Origin of the sequence: Streptomyces sp. 2323.1, assembly GCF_900221035.1 — a bacterium.
Taxonomy (GTDB): Bacteria; Actinomycetota; Actinomycetes; order Streptomycetales; family Streptomycetaceae; genus Streptomyces; species Streptomyces sioyaensis.
Map to the genome: position 1 here is coordinate 2958186 of NZ_LT907981.1, position 20179 is coordinate 2978364.

Sequence of the window (20179 nt, forward strand, 5' to 3'; positions counted from 1 at the left end):
TCAGGCTTCCTGTACGGGGCCGGCGGATGGCGGGGGAACGGCGGTTCCGGAGTACTCCCGGCTGATGGCGTCGGCGGTGCGGCGTACCAGGGGGAGCAGCGTGAGGAGTTCCTCGGCGGTGACCACGACGTTCGGCGCGGAGACCGACATCGCGGCGACCACGCGTCCGTCCGTGCCGCGGACGGGCGCACCGATGCAGTTGATGGACTCCTCGTGGCCACCGAGGTCGGTGGCCCAGCCCTGTTCGCGGACGGTGGCCAGTTCGGCGAGGAAGGCCGTGGCGTCGGGCGTCGAACGGGGCGTGTAGCGGGGGTAGTCGAGCTTCTCCGCGAGGGCGCGGCGCTCGGGTCCGGGCAGGTCGGCGAGGAGCAGCTTGGCGACCGCGGCGACGGTGATCGCGACGGGCTTGCCGATCCGGGAGTACATCCGGACCGGGTAGCGGCTCTCGACCTTGTCGATGTAGAGGACCTCGTTCTCCTCCAGGACGGCGAGGTGGACGGTGTGTCCGCAGGACTCGTTGAGCGCGACGAGGTGGGGGTGGGCGATCTCCCGTACGTCGAGGTGCTCGGCGGCCTGCTGGGCGAGCGCGAAGAGGCGGGCGCCGAGGCGGTAGCGCTGGTCGGCCTGGCGGTAGACCATGCCGTGCTCGTGCAGGGTGCGCAACAGGCGCAGGGCGGTGGATTTGTGCACGCCGAGCCGGGCCGCGACCTGTTCGAGGTTGGCCGGGCCCTCCGCGAGCAGCGGGAGGATGCTCAGTGCGCGGTCGACGGTCTGGCTCATGTGCGTACCTCACTGTCCCGGTGGCGGTCGGGGGCGTGCCGTGCGGCGGTGCTCGCCCGGCCGGCCCCCGGCAGGTTCGGCGTTCCTGGGTCGTTCACGGTGCCCGTCGTGCGGTGCGCCCCGTCGGCCGTCCAGCCGGGGCCGAGTCGCAGGGTGCCCCAGTCGTCGGGGCCGAGGGCGGCGAGGCGGTCGGCGATGGCCCGGGCGGGCGGGGTACCGAGGTCGCCGGGGACGGTGAGGGCGGCGGCGGCCGTCAGATGGCCGAGCCGGAGGCGGGTGAAGACGGGCAGCGCGCGCAGGGTGCCGGAGAGGAAGCCGGCGGCGAAGGCGTCACCGGCGCCGACCGGTGCGACGACCTCGACCCGGAGCGCGGGGGCGAAGGTGACGGTGTCGGTGCCGTCGGCCTGCCGGTCGAAGGCGGTGGCGCCGGCCGCGCCGTGCTTGACGACGAGGGTGGCGGGCTCGGGCAGTGCGGCGCGCACGGCGCGGGGGCCGTGCAGGTCCCAGGCGGCCGCGGCCTCGTCCTCGCCGACGAAGACCAGGTCGCAGCCGCGGGCGAGGCCGAGCAGGAGCCCGGGGCCCTGGGCGGGCTCGCGCCACAGGTCGGCGCGGTAGTTGACGTCGAAGGAGACCAGCGGGCGGTCCGGGGTGCGGCGGGTGAGGGTGCGCAGGACGCCGAGGCAGCCGTCGGACAGGGCGGCGGTGATGCCGGTGAGGTGGAGGATGCGGGCGCGGTGCAGCGCCGCGGGGTCGAGGAGGCCGGGTGTCATGGCGGAGGCGGCGGAGCCGGCGCGGTGGTAGAGGACTTCGCCACGGTCGGTGGCCTCGCCGTCGAGGCCGGTGGGGCGCTCGCCGGCGGTACGGAAGTAGATGCCGGTGGGGCGCAGCGGGTCGCGCTGGACATGGGAGGTGTCGACGCCGCAGCCGGCGACGGCGGCCAGGAGATGGTCGCCGAAGCCGTCGGTGCCGACCCGGGAGACCCAGCGGGCGGTGTGTCCACTACGGGCGAGGGTGCAGGCCACATTGGATTCGGCGCCGCCGATCGCGCGGTCGAAGGCAGGGACCTCGGCGAGCCGGCCGGGGGCGCGGGGCAGGAAGGTGACCATCGACTCGCCGAGGCAGACGACCTCGGCGTCCCGGGCGGGGGCGCCGGCCGGGGCGGGGGCGCCGTCGGCGTTCGGAGGCCTGGTCACGATGGCTCGCGCTCCTTCGCTGGGGTGCGTGCCCGGACGGTGTGCCGCGCGGTGCTTCACGGCCCTTCCGCACCGCGTTTTGTCACCATTGACCGGGCGCTGGCCCGGATGTTAGACAGCAGCCAGCGATATGCGCAATGAGCGTTGCAGAGGGTGCAACACAATTTTTCGAGGAGGCCGCATGTCGGGCGAACGGCTCGCGCAGGGACTGCAGGAACTCGCCCAGGAGCGGGTCGACCACCGCTTCAAGTCGCTCCCCCCGGACGCCGAAGGCCTGACCGTCGGTGAGCTGGCCGCCGAGCGCCGCAACCTCTTCGACGGCGGCTTCACCACCCCCGTACTCGCCCTCTCCGCCGAGGCGGTCGAGCACAACCTCGCCCTGATGGAGACCTACGCCGAGCGGCACGGCCTCGCCTTCGCCCCGCACGGCAAGACCTGCATGGCCCCGCAGCTCTTCGCCCGCCAGCTGGAGTACGGCGCCTGGGGCATCACCGCGGCCGTCCCCCACCAGGTCCGCGTCTACCGCGCCTACGGCATCCAGAAGATCTTCCTTGCCAACCAGGTCGTGGACCCGGTCGCGCTGCGCTGGCTCGCCGCCGAACTCGCCGCCGACCCCGACTTCCACCTGATCTGCTACGTCGACTCGCTGCGCGGCATCGAGCTGATGGACCGCGCACTGCGGGAGGCCGGCGCCACCCGCCCGGTGGACGTGGTCATCGAGCTGGGCGCCGGAGAGGGCGCGCGTACCGGCGTCCGTACCGACGCCGAGTGCCTGGAACTCGCCGACGCCCTCGCGGGAGCGGACACCCTGCGCCTGGTCGGCATGGCCGGCTACGAGGCCGAGGTGCCCGACGCCACCGGGGAGCTGGTGACCGCGTGGCTGCGCCGACTGGTCGCGCTGACCGTGGAGTTCGACAAGGCGGGCCGGTTCGCCGACCTCGGCCAGATCGTCGTCAGCGCCGGCGGCAGCGCCTGGTTCGACGCCGTCGCCGAGGTGTTCGCGGAGATCCCCGAACTGTCGGCGCCGGTCCTCAAGCTGCTGCGCTCGGGCGCGTACGTCTCGCACGACGACGCCCACTACCGCCGCCTCACCCCGTTCAACCGCATCCCGGAGGAGGGCGCCCTGCACCCCGCCTTCCGGCTGTGGGCACAGGTCGTCTCCCGCCCCTCGTCCGAGCAGGCCTTCCTCAACGCGGGCAAGCGCGACGCGGCGTACGACCTGGGTCTGCCGCAGCCCCACGTCGTACGGTCCGGCCGGGACGGCAGCGAGCGCCCGGCGGACGGCCTCAGCCTCACCAAGCTGTCCGACCAGCACGCCTGGGTGACCACCGAGCGCGCCGGCGATCTGGAGGTCGGCGACTGGGTGGCGCTCGGGCTGTCGCACCCCTGCACCATCTTCGAGAAGTGGCAGCTGATCCCGCTCGTCGAGCAGGACGGCACGGTCACGGACTTCGTCCGCACCTTCTTCTAGTTCTCCTCCACCCCGCGGCCCGGAACCGGAAAGGCGGCCCGCCATGGACACCGTGTTCCGCGACGTCCGCGTCGTCGACGGGTCCGGCGGCCCGTCCTACCGCGCCGATGTCGCCCTGGCCGGCGGCCGGATCGCCGAGATCCACCGCGAGACCGGCGGCGGACGGCGCCCGGGCGGCACCCGCCTGGTGGACGGCCACGGCCTCGCCCTGGCCCCCGGCTTCATCGACATGCACGCCCACAGCGACCTCGCGCTCCTGCGGGACCCCGGGCACGAGGCGAAGGCCGCCCAGGGCGTCACCCTCGAAGTCCTCGGCCAGGACGGCCTGTCGTACGCACCGGTCGACGACCGCACCCTCGCCGAGGTCCGCGTCCAGATCACCGGCTGGAACGGCGGCGGTCCCGGGGACACCTCCGTCGGCTTCGACTGGCGCACGGTCGGCGAGTACCTCGACCGCCTCGACCACGGCTTCGGCGGCGAGGGCGTCGCGGTCAACGCCGCGTACCTCGTCCCGCAGGGCACCGTACGGATGCTCGCGGTCGGCTGGGACGACCGGGAGGCCACCGCCGGTGAGCTGGCGCGGATGAAACAGCTGGTCGCCGAGGGCCTCGCACAGGGCGCGGCCGGGATGTCCTCCGGGCTGACCTACACCCCCGGCATGTACGCGCGTGACGCGGAACTCACCGAGCTGTGCCGGGTGGTGGCCCGCTACGGCGGCTACTACTGCCCGCACCACCGCTCGTACGGCGCCGGCGCCCTGGCCGCGTACGCGGAGATGATCGCCCTGACCCGCGAGGCCGGCTGTGCGCTGCATCTCGCCCACGCCACCCTGAACTTCGGCGTCAACGAGGGCCGCGCGCCCGAGCTGCTCGCTCTGCTGGACGACGCGCTGGACGCCGGCGCGGACCTCTCCCTCGACAGCTACCCCTACACCCCCGGCTGTACGACCCTGGCCGCGATGCTGCCGAGCTGGGCGGGCGAGGGCGGCCCCGAGGCGGTCCTGGCCCGTCTGCGGGACGAGGCGACGGCCGCCCGCATCCGCCATGCCATGGAGGTGGAGGGTGCGGACGGCTGTCATGGCGTACCGATCTCCTGGGACACCGTCGAGATCTCCGGTGTGTGCGACCCGGCGCTGGCCGGCTTCATCGGCAAGACCGTCGCCCGCAGCGCGGCGGAGCGCGGCGAGGAGCCCTGGGCCACCGCCCGGCGGCTGCTGCTCGACGACCGGCTGGGCCCGACGATCCTTCAGCACGTCGGCCACGAGGACAACGTCCGCCGCATCATGCGCCATCGGGTGCACACCGGCGGCAGCGACGGCATCCTCCAGGGCCGCAAGCCGCATCCGCGTGCGTACGGCACCTTCCCCCGCTACCTCGGCACCTACGTCCGGGAGCTGGGGGTGCTGTCGCTGGAGGAGTGCGTCGCCCATCTGACGGGCCGGCCGGCCGCCCGGCTGCGGCTCGCCGACCGCGGCCTGGTCCGCGCGGGTTACCGCGCCGATCTGGTCCTCTTCGACCCCGAAACGGTCGCCGCCGGGGCCACCTTCGACGCCCCGCGCACCCTGCCCCGGGGCATTCCGCACGTCCTGATCGACGGCCGGTTCGTGATCGAGGACGGCCGGCGGACGCAGGTGCTGGCGGGGCGGTCGGTGCGGCGGACGGCACCGGGCCGGGGCTGAGGGTCAGCCGAACCGCGGATCCGGCCCGGCATGCCGCAGGACCAGCCGCTCGACCTCAGCGGCGCTGTTGGTCAGATGGGCCTGCAACTCGTCCGCCACAGAGCGGCGTTCGGGGGTGACCCGGCCGGTGTAGAAGATGACCGGCCCGGTGAAGCGGCCCTCGCGCCGCACCCGTCCGATGTGCTCCAGGCCCTCCCGCGGGTTGCTGCCCCGGTCGATGTCGGAGACGATCAGCGTCGGCGGCTCGACGGCGAGGGCGGCGTCCGCGGCCTCCGAGTCCTCGGCGTTCCGCACCACCGCGCCCGCCGCCCGCAGCCGCCCGGCCAGGGGCACGTTGTTACTCGGGCAGTCGTCCACCCACAGGATGTTCACCCCCCGCAGCAGCGCACCGGGCGCCTCGGTCCGCGCCGCCGGCGGCGCACCGTACCCCGATGACGACACGCGGGACCCGGCCGTGGAGACGTACGGGTCGAACCCCGGCGACGGCACGTGGGACGCGGCCGTGGCGACGTACGGGGCGGGCTCCGGCTGGACGTCGGCCGGGAGCTCCGCCCCCTCACGTAATCGCCGCAGCAGCTCCGCGGACCGGTCCAGCGCCACCAGACCGTCGAGCAGCGAGGTGAACTCCTGGTCGGTGACCATCTCCGGGAAGCCGCTGGGCAGTTGGCGCTCCAGCCGGCTCAGGGTCTGCTCCCGCGGTTCCATGTCCTGTTCGGGCAGGTCGTGTTCGCGCAGGAAACGGGTGACCGCGGGCAGCTCTGCCGCCGGGAGCGGATCCGGCGTCCGCAGCAGCCGGCGCACCTGCCGGTACGTGCGGAACTCGGCGATCACATCGCCCGTACCGGCCCCCGGGGCACCGGCCACCATCCGGTAGAAGTCGGGGTAGAAGTACTGCAACAGCAGCGTGCGGACCACGGCCTCGGGCGGGAAGTCGTCCCACATCGGGTTGAGCGTCGCCTCCAGCACGAAGCCGTTGACCAGCCGCTTGATACGGCGCGGATTGCGGGCCGAGCGCTCCGCGAGCAGCGTGGTCAGCCGCTCGTCCAGGATGTGATCGATACCGGCGCTCCGGGCGCACCGCCCGATGTACTCCCGTACGCCCTGCTGGTCGGCCACCGGAATGCGGTAGCTGGTCTGGAAGATCTTCTCCATGAACGCCGAGGCGGCGGGCGACAGATCACGCAGCAGCCCGTTCGGGGCCAGCGCCGAGCGGTCGCAGCCGATGACGAACGCCAGCCCCGGCACGTCCAGCGAGACCTTCACCGCCTCGCAGACCTTGAGCACCACCTCCTCCTCGCAGCGGTCGAGGTCGTCGATGAAGACGACCAGCAGCCGGCGCGGCCGCAGCCCGTCAGTCTGCGACCACTCCTGCACCAGGTCGCCGATCGCCCCGCGCATCTCGTTGCGGGCCTGGGAGTCGACGGACAGGCTCTTCCACAGCTCGTCGACCAGACCGGCCACCCCGAGCGGCCCGGCGGCGAGAGTCGTCAGGGCCCGGGCGGCCCGCAGCAGCGCCCGCCGCTCGGAGAGGCGCTGCAGCCCGCGCCGCAGCACCCGCCGGTCGAACCGCATCAGGACGGACTTGATCAGCCCCTCCAGTGCGTCGGTGGCGGTCGAGGTCCAGGCGTTGAACCAGACGGTGTGCACCTCGGGGGCCTGCGCCAGCTCGGCGTCGACCAGCCGCATCAGGGTGCTCTTGCCCATCCCCCAGCCGGCGTCGACGGCGAGCGTGAACGGGGTGGAGGCCCGGGAGGCGACCAGCAGCCCGGCGAGCTGCCGCGCGGCCCGTCCGGTGCCCAGCAGATCCGCCGCGGAGTCGGTGACGGGTTCGTCGTTGAGCAGCGCAAAGCGGGTGGGTGGGGTGGGAGCGGGGGTGCTGGGGGCCGGGCTGCCGGACGGGGTGGGGGTGGTGGCAGCGGGCGGCGCGGGTAAGGGGAGGTCCGCGCGTCCCGATCCAGTGGGAGTGGTCGCCATCCTTGGGCCCCCGGTGTCAGCTCGTCGGCGTACTCGGTGCGCGGTGCTCGGTGCGCGGTGGCCGGCGCGGGCGCACCGGCGGTGCAACGGCCCGGAGCGTACCGCCGGGCGGCCCCGCTCGTGGCCCCCTGTGGAAAACCCCGGCGCCCACCGCATCGGCGCCCCCACGGAAATCGTCGCCCCCACTCCGCCCGCCAACGTCACTGAGCGTGCGGCAAGCCACCCGCCCCGTGGGTCAACGTGGGGAAAAACACCGAGCGGCCGCGGATACGCGCCCGTAAGGTGGCGGACATGCAGGTGATCCAGTCAACGAAGCTCGCCAACGTCTGCTACGAGATCCGTGGCCCGGTGCTCGAGGAGGCCATGCGGCTGGAGGCGGCGGGTCACCGCATCCTCAAGCTCAACACCGGCAACCCCGCGGCGTTCGGCTTCGAGTGCCCGCCGGAAATCCTGGAGGACATCCTCCGCACGGTCGGCAGCGCCCACGGCTACGGCGACGCGAAGGGCCTGCTGTCCGCCCGCCGCGCGGTGATGCAGCACTACCAGACCAAGGGCATTGAGCTCTCCGTCGACGACATCTACCTCGGCAACGGCGTCTCCGAGCTGATCCAGATGTCGATGCAGGCGCTGCTGGACGACGGCGACGAGGTGCTGGTCCCGGCCCCGGACTACCCGCTGTGGACGGCCTCGGTCTCGCTCTCCGGCGGCACGGCCGTGCACTACCGCTGTGACGAGCAGGCGGACTGGATGCCGGACCTCGCCGATATCGAGCGCAAGGTCACCGACCGCACCAAGGCGATCGTCGTCATCAACCCCAACAACCCCACGGGCGCCGTCTACGACGACGAGCTGCTCCGGGGCATCGCGGAGATCGCCCGCCGGCACAACCTGATCGTCTGCGCCGACGAGATCTACGACAAGATCCTCTACGACGGCGTCACCCACACCCCGTTCGCCGCCCTGGCCCCCGATCTGCTGACCCTGACCTTCAACGGGCTGTCGAAGTCCTATCGGGTGGCCGGCTACCGCAGCGGCTGGATGGCGGTCTGCGGCCCGAAGGCGCATGCCGCCTCGTACATCGAGGGGCTGACGATCCTGGCCAATATGCGGCTGTGCGCCAACATGCCGGCCCAGCATGCGGTGGCCACCGCGCTCGGCGGCCGCCAGTCGATCAACGAGCTGGTGCTGCCCGGCGGCCGGCTGCTGGAGCAGCGCGACACGGCGTACGAGCTGCTCACCCAGATCCCCGGCGTCAGCTGCGTCAAGCCGAAGGGCGCGCTGTACGCCTTCCCGCGCTTGGACCCCAAGGTCTACAAGGTCAAGGACGACCGGCAGATGGTGCTCGATCTGCTCCGCGCCGAGAAGATCATGATCGTCCACGGCACCGGCTTCAACTGGCCCGAGCCGGATCACTTCCGCCTGGTCACCCTGCCCGGCAAGGACGAGCTGACGGATGCCGTCACCCGGATCGGCTCCTTCCTCGACGGTTACGGACAGTATTGACCCGCCGCGATTTCTATACGGATCTCAACTTTAGACACAGTCCAAGCTAGGATGGTCTCCTGACGCTTTCAGGAGGCCGTCCCATGTACGAACCGATCCGCACCAAGTCGGTCCACACCATGGCCGCCGCCCCGGAGATCCCGCACCGCTCCCGCGAGGAGGAGCTGGACATCCGGCTCGCCGGCCAGTTGACCGCGCTGCTCACCGTCACCGATGAGCTCCATGCGCTGGCGACGCGGGCGGACGGCGGCGCGGCGGACGCTCCCGCGCCGGACGGCGCCGCGCTGGCCGCCGCCGCCGAGCGCATCGCCGAGCAGGTCGCGCGGCTGAGCGGCGGCCACTACCCGCTGCGCGCCGAGCCCACCGACGGCGCCGCCGCGCCCCGGACCGGCGCCCTCCACCAGCGCGCCCACACCCTCGCCGGGAACGCCCTCGCGGTCGCCACGACCCGGAACGACACCGCGGTGATGGCCCTGGCGGCGGAGCGGGTGGCGGCGCACGCCGCACCCCTCCGGGATCTCGCCACGGCCTGAGCACACGCCGTACGAACTGACCGCGCACCGTACGAACCGGCCGGAGCCCCGGCTCACTCCACCGGGCCAACCGGCGGTAGGCCCAACCGGCGGCCGGCCCGAAGTCGCCCGAGCGGACGCCACGCACGAGCCGACGCTCCGCGCGAGCGGGGGCCCACACGAGCCAGGGCCCCACACGAAACATGAGCCGAGGCCCCACACCACAGGTGCAGGGCCCCGGCCGGACGTTACGCGGTGCGGTGCCGTGCCTAGCCCAGCCGCTGCACCAGCGCCCGGTACTCGTCCCACAGCTCCTTCGGCGTGTGATCACCGAAGGTGTTGAGGTGCTCGGGGATCAGCGCCGCCTCCTCGCGCCACACGTCCTTGTCGACGGTCAGCAGGAAGTCGAGGTCGGCGTCGTCGAGGCCGAGGCCCTCGGTGTCCAGCGCCTCCTTGGTGGGCAGCACGCCGATGGGCGTCTCGACACCCTCGGCCGTGCCCTCCAGCCGCTCGACGATCCACTTGAGCACCCGGCCGTTCTCGCCGAAGCCCGGCCACACGAAGCGGCCCTTGTCGTCCTTGCGGAACCAGTTGACGTAGTAGATCTTCGGCAGCTTGGACTGCTCCTTGTCAGCACCGACCTTGACCCAATGCCCCATGTAGTCGCCCATGTTGTAGCCGCAGAACGGCAGCATGGCGAACGGGTCGCGGCGCAGCTCGCCGACCTTGCCCTCGGCCGCGGCGGTCTTCTCGCTGGCGACGTTGGCGCCGAGGAAGACGCCGTGCTGCCAGGTCAGCGACTCGGTCACCAGCGGCACGGCACTGGCGCGGCGGCCGCCGAAGAGGATGGCCGAGATCGGCACGCCCTTGGGGTCCTCCCACTCGGGCGCGATGATCGGGCACTGGCCGGCCGGGACGGTGAAGCGGGCGTTGGGGTGGGCGGCCGGGGTCTCGGACTCCGGCGTCCAGTCGTTGCCCTTCCAGTCGGTCAGATGGGCGGGCTTCTCCTCCGTCATGCCCTCCCACCACACGTCGCCGTCGTCGGTCAGCGCGACATTGGTGAAGACGGAGTTGCCCCACATCGTCTTCATGGCGTTGGCGTTGGTGTGCTCGCCGGTGCCGGGCGCGACACCGAAGAAACCGGCCTCGGGGTTGATCGCGTAGAGGCGGCCGTCCTCGCCGAAGCGCATCCAGGCGATGTCGTCGCCGATGGTCTCGACCGTCCAGCCGGAGATCGTGGGCTCCAGCATGGCGAGGTTGGTCTTGCCACAAGCGGACGGGAAGGCAGCGGCGACGTACTTCGCCTCACCCTGCGGCGGGGTCAGCTTGAGGATCAGCATGTGCTCGGCCAGCCAGCCCTCGTCACGCGCCATCACCGAGGCGATACGCAGCGCGTAACATTTCTTGCCGAGCAGGGCGTTGCCGCCGTAGCCCGAGCCGTAGGACCAGATCTCGCGGGCCTCGGGGAAGTGCGAGATGTACTTGGTGGAGTTGCACGGCCACGGAACGTCGGCCTCGCCCTCGGCCAGCGGAGCGCCGAGGGTGTGCACCGCCTTGACGAAGAAACCGTCCTCGCCGAGCTCGTCGAGCACCGGCCGGCCCATGCGCGTCATGGTGCGCATGGAGACCGCGACGTAGGCGGAGTCGGTGATCTCCACGCCGAGCGCGGAGAGCGGGGAGCCGAGCGGGCCCATGCAGAACGGGACGACGTACATCGTCCGGCCCTTCATCGAGCCGCGGAAGATGCCCTTGTCACCGGTGAAGATCTCCCGCATCTCGGCGGGGGCCTTCCAGTGATTGGTCGGGCCGGCGTCCTCCTCCTTCTCGGAGCAGATGAAGGTGCGGTCCTCGACGCGCGCCACGTCCGACGGGTCGGAGGCGGCGTAGTACGAGTTGGGGCGCTTGATCGGGTCGAGCTTGGTGAACGTTCCCTTGTCGACGAGCTCCTCGCACAGCCGCTCGTACTCCGCCTCCGAGCCGTCACACCAGACGACCCGGTCGGGCTGGGTGATCGCTGCGATCTCGTCGACCCAGGCGATGAGTCCCTGGTGACGGGTCGGAATGGTGGGAGCCGCGTTGTCGCGCGCCACGATCGCTCCTAGATGAGGGTCTGGACGGATGTCTACCCGATTTGTCGGGAACATCCGCTTCTTTTGGTTGTTTGCCCCTTGGGGGCCGCGACCCGGATGCTTCGTGACCGCTCATCCGGTGCCGACCGCACTCATTTGATCATCCGACCCGGATAGAGTTCTGTCCAGAGGGCGCTGTGGTGACCGTCACCACTCCGGTACGAATCCGTAACTTACGGTCGCGTAGGTAGCATTACGGCCATGACTTCCGCGCCCGACGCCGCCGAGAGCCGTCCCCCCTCCGCGCCGCCCGCGATCGCGGCTGTCACCGCCGCGGCCACCCCTCTCAAACCCAAGCTGCGCGGCTGGCTGCACGCCGGAATGTTCCCCGCCGTCCTGCTCTCCGGCATCGTCCTCACCGCCCTCGCCAACAGCCCCCGGGGCCGCCTGGCCTGCGGCATCTACACGATGTCCGCCTGCCTGCTGTTCGGCGTCAGCGCCCTTTACCACCGCGGCAATTGGGGCCCACGGGCCGACGGCATACTCCGCCGGCTCGATCACGCCAATATCTTCCTGATCATCGCGGGCACATATACGCCGCTGACGATGCTGCTCGTACCGGGATCCCGCGGCGAGACCCTGCTCTGGGCGGTCTGGGCGGCCGCCCTGGCCGGCATCCTTTTCCGGGTCTTCTGGGTCGGCGCCCCCCGCTGGCTGTACACCCCCTGCTACATCGCCATGGGCTGGGCCGCCGTCTTCTTCCTGCCCGACTTCCTGCGCACCGGCGGCATCGCCGTCCTCGTACTCGTCATCGTCGGCGGACTCCTCTACAGCGCCGGCGGCGTCATCTACGGCATCAAGCGCCCCAACCCCTCCCCCCAGTGGTTCGGCTTCCACGAGGTCTTCCACTCCCTCACCCTGGCCGCCTTCGTCGTGCACTACGTCGGCATCTCACTGGTGGCTTATACACACGCCTGACAGCCCCTCCCCACACCTGAAACACCCCCGGCCCGCGCGGCCGGAACCCTCCCCCACATCCCCGTGGCCGCGACTTCGAGGTCGCGGCCATGTGCCGTTCCGCCCCCGGGCTACCGCCCCCGTCTCCCGAACATCTCGCACATCCTCGCCACCTGCCATCACCGACAGTAACCATCATCACCCGCAGCGTGACACACGCCACTGACAATCGACAGTGCGGCAATGATTGACAGTCACATTCTTTTGAGAGTAACTCTCACTTGAAGCTGACTGTCGGCTTCGCTGTGTCCACACGGACCGCTGTCTCCCAGAGGTGTGCCATGACATCGCAGACCGACCGGCCAGTCCCCCCGGCCGCGCCCACCCCGCCCTTACCGGCTTCCGCGTCACCCGACCCCCGGCGCTGGTGGGCCCTCGGCGCGCTGATCACCGCCATGCTGGTGCTCGGTTTCGACACGACGATCCTCAATGTGGCGCTGCCGACGATGGCCGCCCAACTCGGCGCCGACACCGGCCTGCAACAGTGGATCGCCGACGCCTACACCGTGGTGTTCGCGGCCCTGATGCTCCCGGCCGGGCTGCTCGGCGACAGGTTCGGCCGGCGCCGGATGCTGATCGCCGGTCTCGGGATCTTCCTCGCCGGCTCGCTGTTCGGCACCCTCGCCGCCGGCCCCGAACTCGTTATCGTCGCTCGCGCGGTGATGGGGACCGGCGCGGCGCTGATCATGCCGCTGGCGATATCCGTACTGCCCTCCCTGTTCCCGCCCTCCGAACGGTCCGCAGCGGTCGGCGCGATCTCCGCCGCGTCGGCGCTCGGTATGCCGCTGGGGCCGCTCGTCGGCGGCTGGCTGCTGGATCACTTCTGGTGGGGTGCGGTCTTCTTCGTGAACGTTCCGCTGGTCCTGATCGGCGTCGCCGCCTGTCTGTTTCTGCTGCCCGAAACCAGCGACCCGACGTCCCCGAAGGTCGATGCGCTCTCGGCGGTGCTCACCGCCACGGGGCTCGGCACGCTGGTATTCGGCATCATCGAGGCCCCCGGCCGGGGTTGGGGTGCCCCGCTCGTGGTGACCACACTGGCCGCATCCGCCGCCCTGCTCACCGGTCTGGCGCTGCGCGGCCGCGTTCTGGACCGGCCGATGCTCGATCTGCGACTGCTGCGGGGCCGCAGCTTTCTGTGGAACACCGTCGCGGCCTCGCTCGGCACCCTGGTGCTCTCCGGCCTGATGTTCCTTCTCCCGCCGTATTTGCAGGCCGTTCGGGGATACGACGCCTTCGGTACCGGGCTGCGGATGCTGCCGATGATGGCCGGCCTGCTGATCGCGGCCAAGGGCAGCGGCGCGCTCGCCGGATGCATCGGTCCGCGCCCCGTCATCGCCGGCGGCCTGGTCACCCTGGCCGGTGCGGCCTTCCTCGGTGCCACCACTCAGGTGCACGACGGCTACGGCCACACCGCCCTGTGGCTGTCCCTCGCGGGGGTCGGATTCGGCTTCACGATGGTCCCGGCCATGGACGCCGCACTGGGCGCGCTGCCTCCGGAGCGGGCGGGCAGCGGCTCCGGACTGCTGATGACCGTGCGGCAGTTCGGCGGCGCGCTCGGCGTGGCGCTGCTGGGCAGTGTGCTTGCCGGTGCGTACGGCACGCGGCTCGACACCACGGGGCTGCCTGCGTGGGCCGCCGACGCGGCCGGGGACTCGGTCGTGGCCGCCCACCTGGTGGCCGGCCGGATCGGCGCCCCGCAAGTGGCCGCCTCCGCGAACGGCGCCTTCGTGCACGGCATGAGCCTGGCCCTGGTGATGTGCGGTGTCGCGGCCCTGATTGCGGCACTGCTGACGGCCTCCTTCTTGCCCAACCCGCGTACGGGGCGCGGCGCGCACACGGGCACGGCCGTGGTTTCGGGGACGCCCGATGCCTGACAATGCTGCCCATGGTCTCCGCACGTACCTCTGCCGCCGCCACACCGTCCGGGACGCCGAAGCTCGGGCTGCGGGAGCGGAAGAAGCTCCAGACCCGGCAGGCGATCCGGCGGGCCGCCTACCGGCTGTTCGCGGAGCAGGGCTACGACGCGACGCCGGTCGACCGGATCGCCGAGGCCGCCGATGTCTCACCGAGCACGGTCTTCCGGTACTTCCCCACCAAGGAAGACATCGTGCTCACGGACGAGTACGACGCCGTGCTGGAGGCCGGGCTGCGGGCCCGTCCCGCGGACGAGCCGATGGTCGAGTCGATGCGTCAGGTCACCGTCGAGGCGCTGCGCCGGCTCACCGCGGAGGAGCGCAGCGAACTCGTCCAGCGGGTCCGGCTGATCCGTGAGGTGCCCGCGATCCGGGGCCGTACGGCGGAGAACACAGCGCGGGACGCCGAAATGCTCGCCGCGGTGTTGGCGGAACGCTCCGGCCGCCCGGACGGCGACCTGGAGCTGCGGGTGATCGGTGCCGCCATCCTGGCCGCGCTCCAGGAGGCGATGCTGGCCTGGGTCGAGGGCGGCCCGGAGACCGATCTGGAGGCACTGGTCCACCGGACGATGGACGTACTGGCGCGGGGGCTCACGCTGTAGGGCCGGGGGCGCGGGGCAGGGCGGTCGACGCGGGGTTCAGGACGCCCTCATTCCCGGTCGGGGCGTTCGGCGCGGCGTTCAGGACGTTCTCGATCCCGAGCGGGCGTTCGACGCGGCGTTCAGCACGTCCTCGATTCCGGCCGCCGCGGTCAGCAGTTCCTCGTCCGCGCCGAAATTGCCGATGAGTTGGAGGCCGAGCGGCAAGCCGTTCGCCGCATGCCCCGCGGGCAGACTGAGTGCCGGGAGGCCGGCGTTGCTCCAAGGCAGGCACATGATCGAGGTGCCGGTGGTGGTGAGGTCGGCGGGGGCGGGGCCGGTGGCGGACGGGGCGATCCACAGGTCGATGCCGGCCGTGGCGCGGTCCGTCGCGAGGCGTGCGCGGAAGGCCTTGCGCCGTTGGCGGGCCGCTGCGTAGTCGGTGTCGCCGATCGTGTGACCCTGCCGGATGGCCGCCGTGGTCTCCGGACGGTAGACGTCCCCGAAGCGTGCGAACCAGTCGGCGTGGGCCCGGGCGACCTCGTAGCGGTTCATCGTGAACAGTTGCGCCACGATCTGCTCGAAGTCGTCCATCACCGGCACCTCGTGGACGGCGTACCCGGCGGCCCGCAACACCTCCCGCTGCGCGGTGAAGGCACCCAGCGCCTCGTCACCGGCGCGCTCCAGATAGGGGCCGACCGGAACGCCCAGTACGGGGCGCGGGCTTGGCCCCGCCGGCTGCTGCGCCCGCCACCCGTCGACCAGCACCGATGCCGCCAGGGCGATACCGGCGACGTCCGTGGCGTAGCAGCCGAGGGTGTCGAAACTCGCGGCGTTGGGGATCACGCCGTCCACGGGTATCCGCCCGTAGGTCGGCTTGAAGCCGACCACTCCGCAGTACGCCGCGGGCCGGATCATCGAGCCGACGGTCTGCGTCCCGATGGCCAGCGGCACCATCCCGGCGGCGACGGCGGCCGCCGACCCGCTGCTCGAACCGCCGGGCGTATGCGCGAGATGGTGCGGATTGCGGGTGGGGCCCGGCGCGGTGACCGCGAACTCCGCGGTCACGGTCTTGCCCGCGATCAGCGCACCGGCGGCGCACAGCCGGTCGACGACGGTGGCCTGCCGCCCGCCGAGCACCTCGGGCGGCAGCGCCGAGCCCGCGCGGGTGGGCAGTCCGTCGGCGTGCACGATGTCCTTGATGCCCACGGGTACGCCGTACAGGGCGAGCCGGCCGGCGGCCTCGCGCGCACCGGCGGCCGCCCTCTTGCGCGCCGCCTCCAGGAGCCGCGTACGCCGCCCGGCTTCGGGCACGAAGGCCCGCACCCGCGGGTCGACGGCATCGATACGGTCACACGAACGGTGCACCGCGGCGACCGCATCGTCCGTGCCGGCCCGCAGCGCCGCGGCTTCCTGGACGAGGGAGCGATACCCGAGCAAGGTCGTCACTCCGGCAGGCTACAACCGGCCACCGACAGCGGCGGGGGAATCACCCCGCACGGCGGCGCGCTGCCGTCAGCTCACAACTGGACGACCACGGCGCCCAGATGGCGCCCCTCGGTCAGCTCGCGCAGTGCCCGTGGCGCCTGCTCGATGCCCTGCAGCCGGGCGTGCGGGAAGGTGAGGGAGCCGTCGCGCAGCCCCTCGCCGAACCGCTGGTTCCACTCCGGGATCAGGTCCAGGTGCTCGTACAGGGCGACGCCCCGCAGGGTGATGCTGCGGGCGAGCAGCGAGAGGGTGTCGAGCTCGATGGTGCTCGCGCCCCCGGGGGAGAGCTGGGCGGACAGGGCTCCTACGAGGGCGACCCGGGCGCGCCGGTTGGCGACGGCGAGGGCGGCCCGGAGCTGTTCGCCGCCGACATTGTCGAAGACCGCGTCGAGGCCCTCCGGGGCGGCCTTGCGCAATTGCTCCTCAATGGGGCCCGCGCCACGGATCACCACCGCGTCATAGCCGAATTCCTTGATCAGCCGGTCCGCCTTCTCCGGCGATCCCGTACTGCCGATGATCCGGGCCGCACCGCGCAGCCGGGCGATCTGGCCCGCCAGGGAGCCCACGCCGCCCGCCGCTCCGGTGATGAACACCGTGTCCCCGGGGCGCACTTCGGCGCCGCGCACCACGCCCATCCAGGCGGTGGGGCCCTGCGAGAGGTAGGCGGCCGGGTCGGGCAGCAGACCGGCGTCGAGCCGGTGCGCCCGGTCGGCGTCCAGCAGGGCGTACTCGCGCCAGCCGACGTGGTGTTCCACCAGGTCGCCGGGGGTGAAGTCGGTCCCCGGGGCGGCCACCACCTCGCCGACGGCGGCCCCGTACAGCGGCTCGCCGATCTGGTAGGAGGGCATCGGCACCACGCTGGTCTCCTCCATCAGCGTGCGCATCACGGCGGCGACACCCATGACGGTGTTGCGTACCAGCACCTGGCCGGGACCGGGTTCCGGGACCGGCACCTCCACGATCTCGAAGAGGTCCTCGGTGAGCGGCCCCCGGGGCCGGCCGGCCAGGTGAACTTCACGGTGTGTGCGCTGTGTCATGACCCGAGGCTAGAGCGGTGACGCGCGCGGCAGGGTCGTTCCACCCCGCGCCTGGTGGCGGGACGTACGAAGCGGCCCCCGACCCCCGGCCCCCGACCCCCGGCCTGCGAACTGCCGCGGGGGCAGAGGGGCGGAGGCCGGAACCGCGGGACGGCGGCCGTGCCGGCCGCGCCCCGGGCGCCTCCCGCCCAGCGGCCCGTCCGGTGCCCGCTGATCCACTGATCCACACCGGACAGGCCCTGCGCGCCTACCCCTGGAGCCCTGCCGTCAGCTCCGCCGGGTCCGTGGTCGGCCGTTCGCAGGTGAAGTGGCGGCAGACGTACGCGGCGGGTTTGCCGTCGACCAGGGGGCGGTCCTGGAGGAGCGGCACCTCGTCCGAGCCGGGGGCGCCCATGGCGACGACCGCCCCCGGGGCGGTGCCGAGCAGCGCGGCGTGGTGCAGCGCAGTAGTGGCCGGATCGCCCGGCGGGCCGACGACCGCGACCTCGCGCGGCCCGTCCAGCGCGGCCTCGGCGACCGCGAGGCCCCATCCGATGAAGCGCGGGGCCCGGCCGGCGAGCGCGGTGACGATGCCCAACGCCCGCTCCGCGGCGTCCCGGTGGAGGCCGCTGCCGGTCAGCGCCGCGTACGACAGCAGGGCGCCGGCCGCAGCGGTCCACCCGGAGGGCGTCGCATTGTCGGTCGGGTCCTGGGGGCGGCGGATCAGCGCCTCGGCGTCGGCCGCGGTGTCGTAGAGCGCGCCGTCCTCGGTGGTGAACTGGAGCAGCACGGTGTCCAGGAGGAAGCCCGCGAACTCCACCCAGACACCCTCCCCGGTGACCGAGGCGAGGGTGAGGAAACCCTCCGCGACATCGGCGTAGTCCTCCAGGACACCGGAGTTGGCGCCGGGTGTGCCGTCGCGGGAGGTGCGGTGCAGCCGGGCCTGCCCGTCCATGTGGACGCGGACGAGCAGATCGGCGGCGTCGGTGGCGGCCTGGATCAGGTCCGGGCGGTCGAAATAGGCGCCGGTCTCGGCGAGCGCGGCGATGGCCAGCCCGTTCCAGCAGGCGACGACCTTGTCGTCCCGGCCGGGGCGCGGCCGCTCTTCGCGCGCCGCGAGCAGCCGCTGCCGGACGGAGGCCACCCGTTCGGCGTCCACCAGGCCCTCGGTGTCCGGGAGTTGCAGGACCGAGGCGCCCTCCTCGAAGGTGCCTTCCTCGGTGACACCGAAATGGGCGGCGGCGAACTCCGCGTCCTCCTCGCCCAGTACGGCCCGCAGCTGCCCGGGCGTCCACACGTAGTAGGCACCCTCGACGTGCCGGCCGGTGCCGTCGTCGCTGTCCGCGTCCAGTGCGGAGGCGAAACCGCCCTGGTCGGTGCGGAGTTCACGGACCAGGAAGTCGGCGGTTTCGACGGCGGTACGGCGGGCCTCCTCCGAGCCGGTGGACCGCCACAGGTGGGCGTAGGTCCGGCACAGCAGGGCGTTGTCGTAGAGCATCTTCTCGAAGTGCGGCACGGTCCATGTGGCGTCCACCGCGTAGCGCGCGAAGCCCCCGCCGAGCTGGTCGTAGATCCCGCCGCGGGCCATCGCCGCGCACGTCGCCTGCACCATCTCCAGGGCCCCGGCGGAAGCGGTGCGCGCATGGTGGCGGAGCAGGAACTCCAGCACCATGGGCGGCGGGAACTTGGGCGCGCCGCCGAATCCGCCGTGCGCCGCGTCGAAATCGCGGGTCAGGCCCATCAGGGCGGTGTGCAGCTCCTCGGCGCGCGGCGGGCGCCGGTCGGCGGGCAGCGAAGCGCTGAGCGAGCGGCCGGCCAGGTCGGCGACGATCCGGCCGGCGACCTCGCCGACCTCGTCGCGCCGGTCGGCCCAGGCGCTGCGCACCCCCTCCAGGATCTGCCCGAAGGACGGCATGCCGTGGCGGGGCTCCGGCGGGAAGTACGTCCCGAAGTAGAACGGCTCGGCGTCGGGGGTCAGGAAGACGGTCATGGGCCAGCCGCCCTGGCCGGTGGCGGCCTGCACGGCCTCCATGTAGACGGCGTCGACGTCCGGGCGCTCCTCCCGGTCGACCTTGACGGCCACGAAGTGGTCGTTGAGCAGCGCGGCGGTGGCCGGGTCCTCGAAGCTTTCGTGCGCCATCACGTGGCACCAGTGAATTAGCAGAAGCTATAAGTGGCAGGACGCATAGCCCACACTCAAGAGGATGGGTACGTCCCGCCGCTTAGCTTCCGTCATCGCCTCCTCTCCCCATGGCCACCAGTCCACTGGATTGGAGGCGTGCTGGAGTAGGTAGGGCGACTGCTCGTCAGCCAGTCGATTCATAGCGACATCGTCGCACGATCCGGAGCGTCCGGCCCGGACATCCAGGGGCCGAGCCAGGAGTAACAAGGTGCACAGAAGGCAATCAAGACAGTCTCGACCCCGCTCCGGCGGATGAGACGGGCCGTCGGACGACTGGCGCAAGCACAACCGCAAGAAGGCGGCCACGCCGTCGTGGGCGGCGGGCAAGGGCGTGGCCAACCAGCACCGGCGTAACGACAAGCATGCGGCCCGCCACGGAGCGGTGATCCTCCACCGCTGGACCGACAACGATCTATCGGCCTCGAAGCGCGGCGTCGTACGCCCCGACTTCCAAGCGATGCTGCGCGACCATGCCCGGCGATCGGCAGGGCCGCATCGCCGCCCGCAATCCGCAATCCGCAATCCGCAATCCGCAATCCGCAATCCGCAATCCGCGCCAAGCATCGACCGACTTACCGGGCGAGTCGAGGAGCGCGCCGGCGAGCTTGTCCGGCTCGATCAGCGCGCAGTCGACGTCGGACACCTCGAACCCGCCAGATTCCGATGTCGGGAAAAGCAAGGCAACGCTCTGGGTATCACCATGCGGTGGGACGCCCCCCACCGCACGATGATGCCCAGACCAGGTCCACCACGCGAACATATGACGGTCGAGCAGGTACGTGGCTCGACTATCAAGCAGGAGACC

General features: G+C 72.0%; 14 protein-coding genes and 1 pseudogene. 7 read left to right on the forward strand and 8 right to left on the reverse strand.

Going from position 1 to position 20179, the window contains the following annotated elements:
• Complete coding sequence (locus CPH93_RS12150) at positions 1 to 780, reverse strand: IclR family transcriptional regulator (protein WP_093484891.1); 780 nt, start codon at positions 778 to 780, stop codon at positions 1 to 3.
• Entirely contained in the window at positions 777 to 1973 is a 1197-nt protein-coding gene (locus CPH93_RS12155) for a sugar kinase (protein WP_096212834.1), read from the reverse strand. Before CPH93_RS12155 ends, CPH93_RS12150 begins: the two co-directional genes overlap by 4 nt.
• Before the next feature lie 181 nt (positions 1974 to 2154).
• On the opposite strand from CPH93_RS12155, the gene CPH93_RS12160 reads away from it, so the two are divergent.
• Both CPH93_RS12160 and CPH93_RS12165 read left to right on the forward strand, forming a co-directional pair.
• Positions 2155 to 3444 (forward strand): amino acid deaminase, encoded by a 1290-nt coding sequence (locus CPH93_RS12160; RefSeq protein WP_096212836.1) that lies wholly within the window; start codon positions 2155 to 2157, stop codon positions 3442 to 3444.
• A 43-nt stretch (positions 3445 to 3487) separates the two neighbouring features.
• Positions 3488 to 5122, forward strand: a complete 1635-nt coding sequence (locus CPH93_RS12165; protein ID WP_096212838.1) for an N-acyl-D-amino-acid deacylase family protein — start codon at positions 3488 to 3490, stop codon at positions 5120 to 5122.
• A 3-nt stretch (positions 5123 to 5125) separates the two neighbouring features.
• On the opposite strand, the gene CPH93_RS12170 is transcribed toward CPH93_RS12165, so the two are convergent.
• On the reverse strand, positions 5126 to 7096 hold the full coding sequence (locus CPH93_RS12170) for a KAP family P-loop NTPase fold protein (protein ID WP_096212840.1): 1971 nt from the start codon (positions 7094 to 7096) through the stop codon (positions 5126 to 5128).
• Positions 7097 to 7387: 291 nt separating this feature from the next.
• On the opposite strand from CPH93_RS12170, the gene CPH93_RS12175 reads away from it, so the two are divergent.
• Positions 7388 to 8599 (forward strand): pyridoxal phosphate-dependent aminotransferase, encoded by a 1212-nt coding sequence (locus tag CPH93_RS12175; RefSeq protein ID WP_093484886.1) that lies wholly within the window; start codon positions 7388 to 7390, stop codon positions 8597 to 8599.
• A gap of 83 nt (positions 8600 to 8682) precedes the next feature.
• A complete protein-coding gene (locus CPH93_RS12180; protein WP_093484885.1) occupies positions 8683 to 9132 on the forward strand; it encodes an SCO4983 family protein in 450 nt (149 codons plus the stop codon).
• A gap of 248 nt (positions 9133 to 9380) precedes the next feature.
• Here CPH93_RS12180 and CPH93_RS12185 read toward each other — a convergent pair whose 3' ends face one another.
• Complete coding sequence (locus CPH93_RS12185) at positions 9381 to 11201, reverse strand: phosphoenolpyruvate carboxykinase (GTP) (protein WP_096212842.1); 1821 nt, start codon at positions 11199 to 11201, stop codon at positions 9381 to 9383.
• Between the two features lie 240 nt (positions 11202 to 11441).
• On the opposite strand from CPH93_RS12185, the gene trhA reads away from it, so the two are divergent.
• From trhA to CPH93_RS12200, 3 genes are all read left to right on the forward strand, one after another.
• On the forward strand, positions 11442 to 12158 hold the full coding sequence (trhA, locus tag CPH93_RS12190; RefSeq protein ID WP_093484883.1) for a PAQR family membrane homeostasis protein TrhA: 717 nt from the start codon (positions 11442 to 11444) through the stop codon (positions 12156 to 12158).
• 320 nt (positions 12159 to 12478) lie between these two features.
• Complete coding sequence (locus CPH93_RS12195; protein ID WP_096212843.1) at positions 12479 to 14071, forward strand: DHA2 family efflux MFS transporter permease subunit; 1593 nt, start codon at positions 12479 to 12481, stop codon at positions 14069 to 14071.
• Between the two features lie 11 nt (positions 14072 to 14082).
• A complete protein-coding gene (locus tag CPH93_RS12200) occupies positions 14083 to 14712 on the forward strand; it encodes a TetR/AcrR family transcriptional regulator (protein ID WP_443031439.1) in 630 nt (209 codons plus the stop codon).
• A 78-nt stretch (positions 14713 to 14790) separates the two neighbouring features.
• On the opposite strand, the gene CPH93_RS12205 is transcribed toward CPH93_RS12200, so the two are convergent.
• The 4 genes and pseudogenes from CPH93_RS12205 to CPH93_RS36365 all read right to left on the reverse strand — a co-directional run bounded on the left by CPH93_RS12205 (position 14791) and on the right by CPH93_RS36365 (position 20017).
• A complete protein-coding gene (locus CPH93_RS12205) occupies positions 14791 to 16137 on the reverse strand; it encodes an amidase (RefSeq protein ID WP_173909791.1) in 1347 nt (448 codons plus the stop codon).
• A 71-nt stretch (positions 16138 to 16208) separates the two neighbouring features.
• Entirely contained in the window at positions 16209 to 17213 is a 1005-nt protein-coding gene (locus CPH93_RS12210; RefSeq protein ID WP_096212848.1) for an MDR family NADP-dependent oxidoreductase, read from the reverse strand.
• A gap of 247 nt (positions 17214 to 17460) precedes the next feature.
• A pseudogene (locus CPH93_RS12215) lies at positions 17461 to 19515 on the reverse strand (thioredoxin domain-containing protein).
• Between the two features lie 271 nt (positions 19516 to 19786).
• Positions 19787 to 20017, reverse strand: a complete 231-nt coding sequence (locus CPH93_RS36365; RefSeq protein ID WP_143048083.1) for a hypothetical protein — start codon at positions 20015 to 20017, stop codon at positions 19787 to 19789.
• Positions 20018 to 20179: the final 162 nt, after the last annotated feature.

Bases quoted from the DNA above. Each gene is read 5' to 3' on its own strand.
- CPH93_RS12150 (WP_093484891.1), bottom strand. From the start codon at position 780: ATGAGCCAGACCGTCGACCGCGCACTGAGCATCCTCCCGCTGCTCGCG.
- CPH93_RS12160 (WP_096212836.1), top strand. From the start codon at position 2,155: ATGTCGGGCGAACGGCTCGCGCAGGGACTGCAGGAACTCGCCCAGGAG.
- CPH93_RS12165 (WP_096212838.1), top strand. From the start codon at position 3,488: ATGGACACCGTGTTCCGCGACGTCCGCGTCGTCGACGGGTCCGGCGGC.
- CPH93_RS12170 (WP_096212840.1), bottom strand. From the start codon at position 7,096: ATGGCGACCACTCCCACTGGATCGGGACGCGCGGACCTCCCCTTACCC.
- CPH93_RS12175 (WP_093484886.1), top strand. From the start codon at position 7,388: ATGCAGGTGATCCAGTCAACGAAGCTCGCCAACGTCTGCTACGAGATC.
- CPH93_RS12180 (WP_093484885.1), top strand. From the start codon at position 8,683: ATGTACGAACCGATCCGCACCAAGTCGGTCCACACCATGGCCGCCGCC.
- trhA (WP_093484883.1), top strand. From the start codon at position 11,442: ATGACTTCCGCGCCCGACGCCGCCGAGAGCCGTCCCCCCTCCGCGCCG.
- CPH93_RS12195 (WP_096212843.1), top strand. From the start codon at position 12,479: ATGACATCGCAGACCGACCGGCCAGTCCCCCCGGCCGCGCCCACCCCG.
- CPH93_RS12200 (WP_443031439.1), top strand. From the start codon at position 14,083: ATGGTCTCCGCACGTACCTCTGCCGCCGCCACACCGTCCGGGACGCCG.
- CPH93_RS12210 (WP_096212848.1), bottom strand. From the start codon at position 17,213: ATGACACAGCGCACACACCGTGAAGTTCACCTGGCCGGCCGGCCCCGG.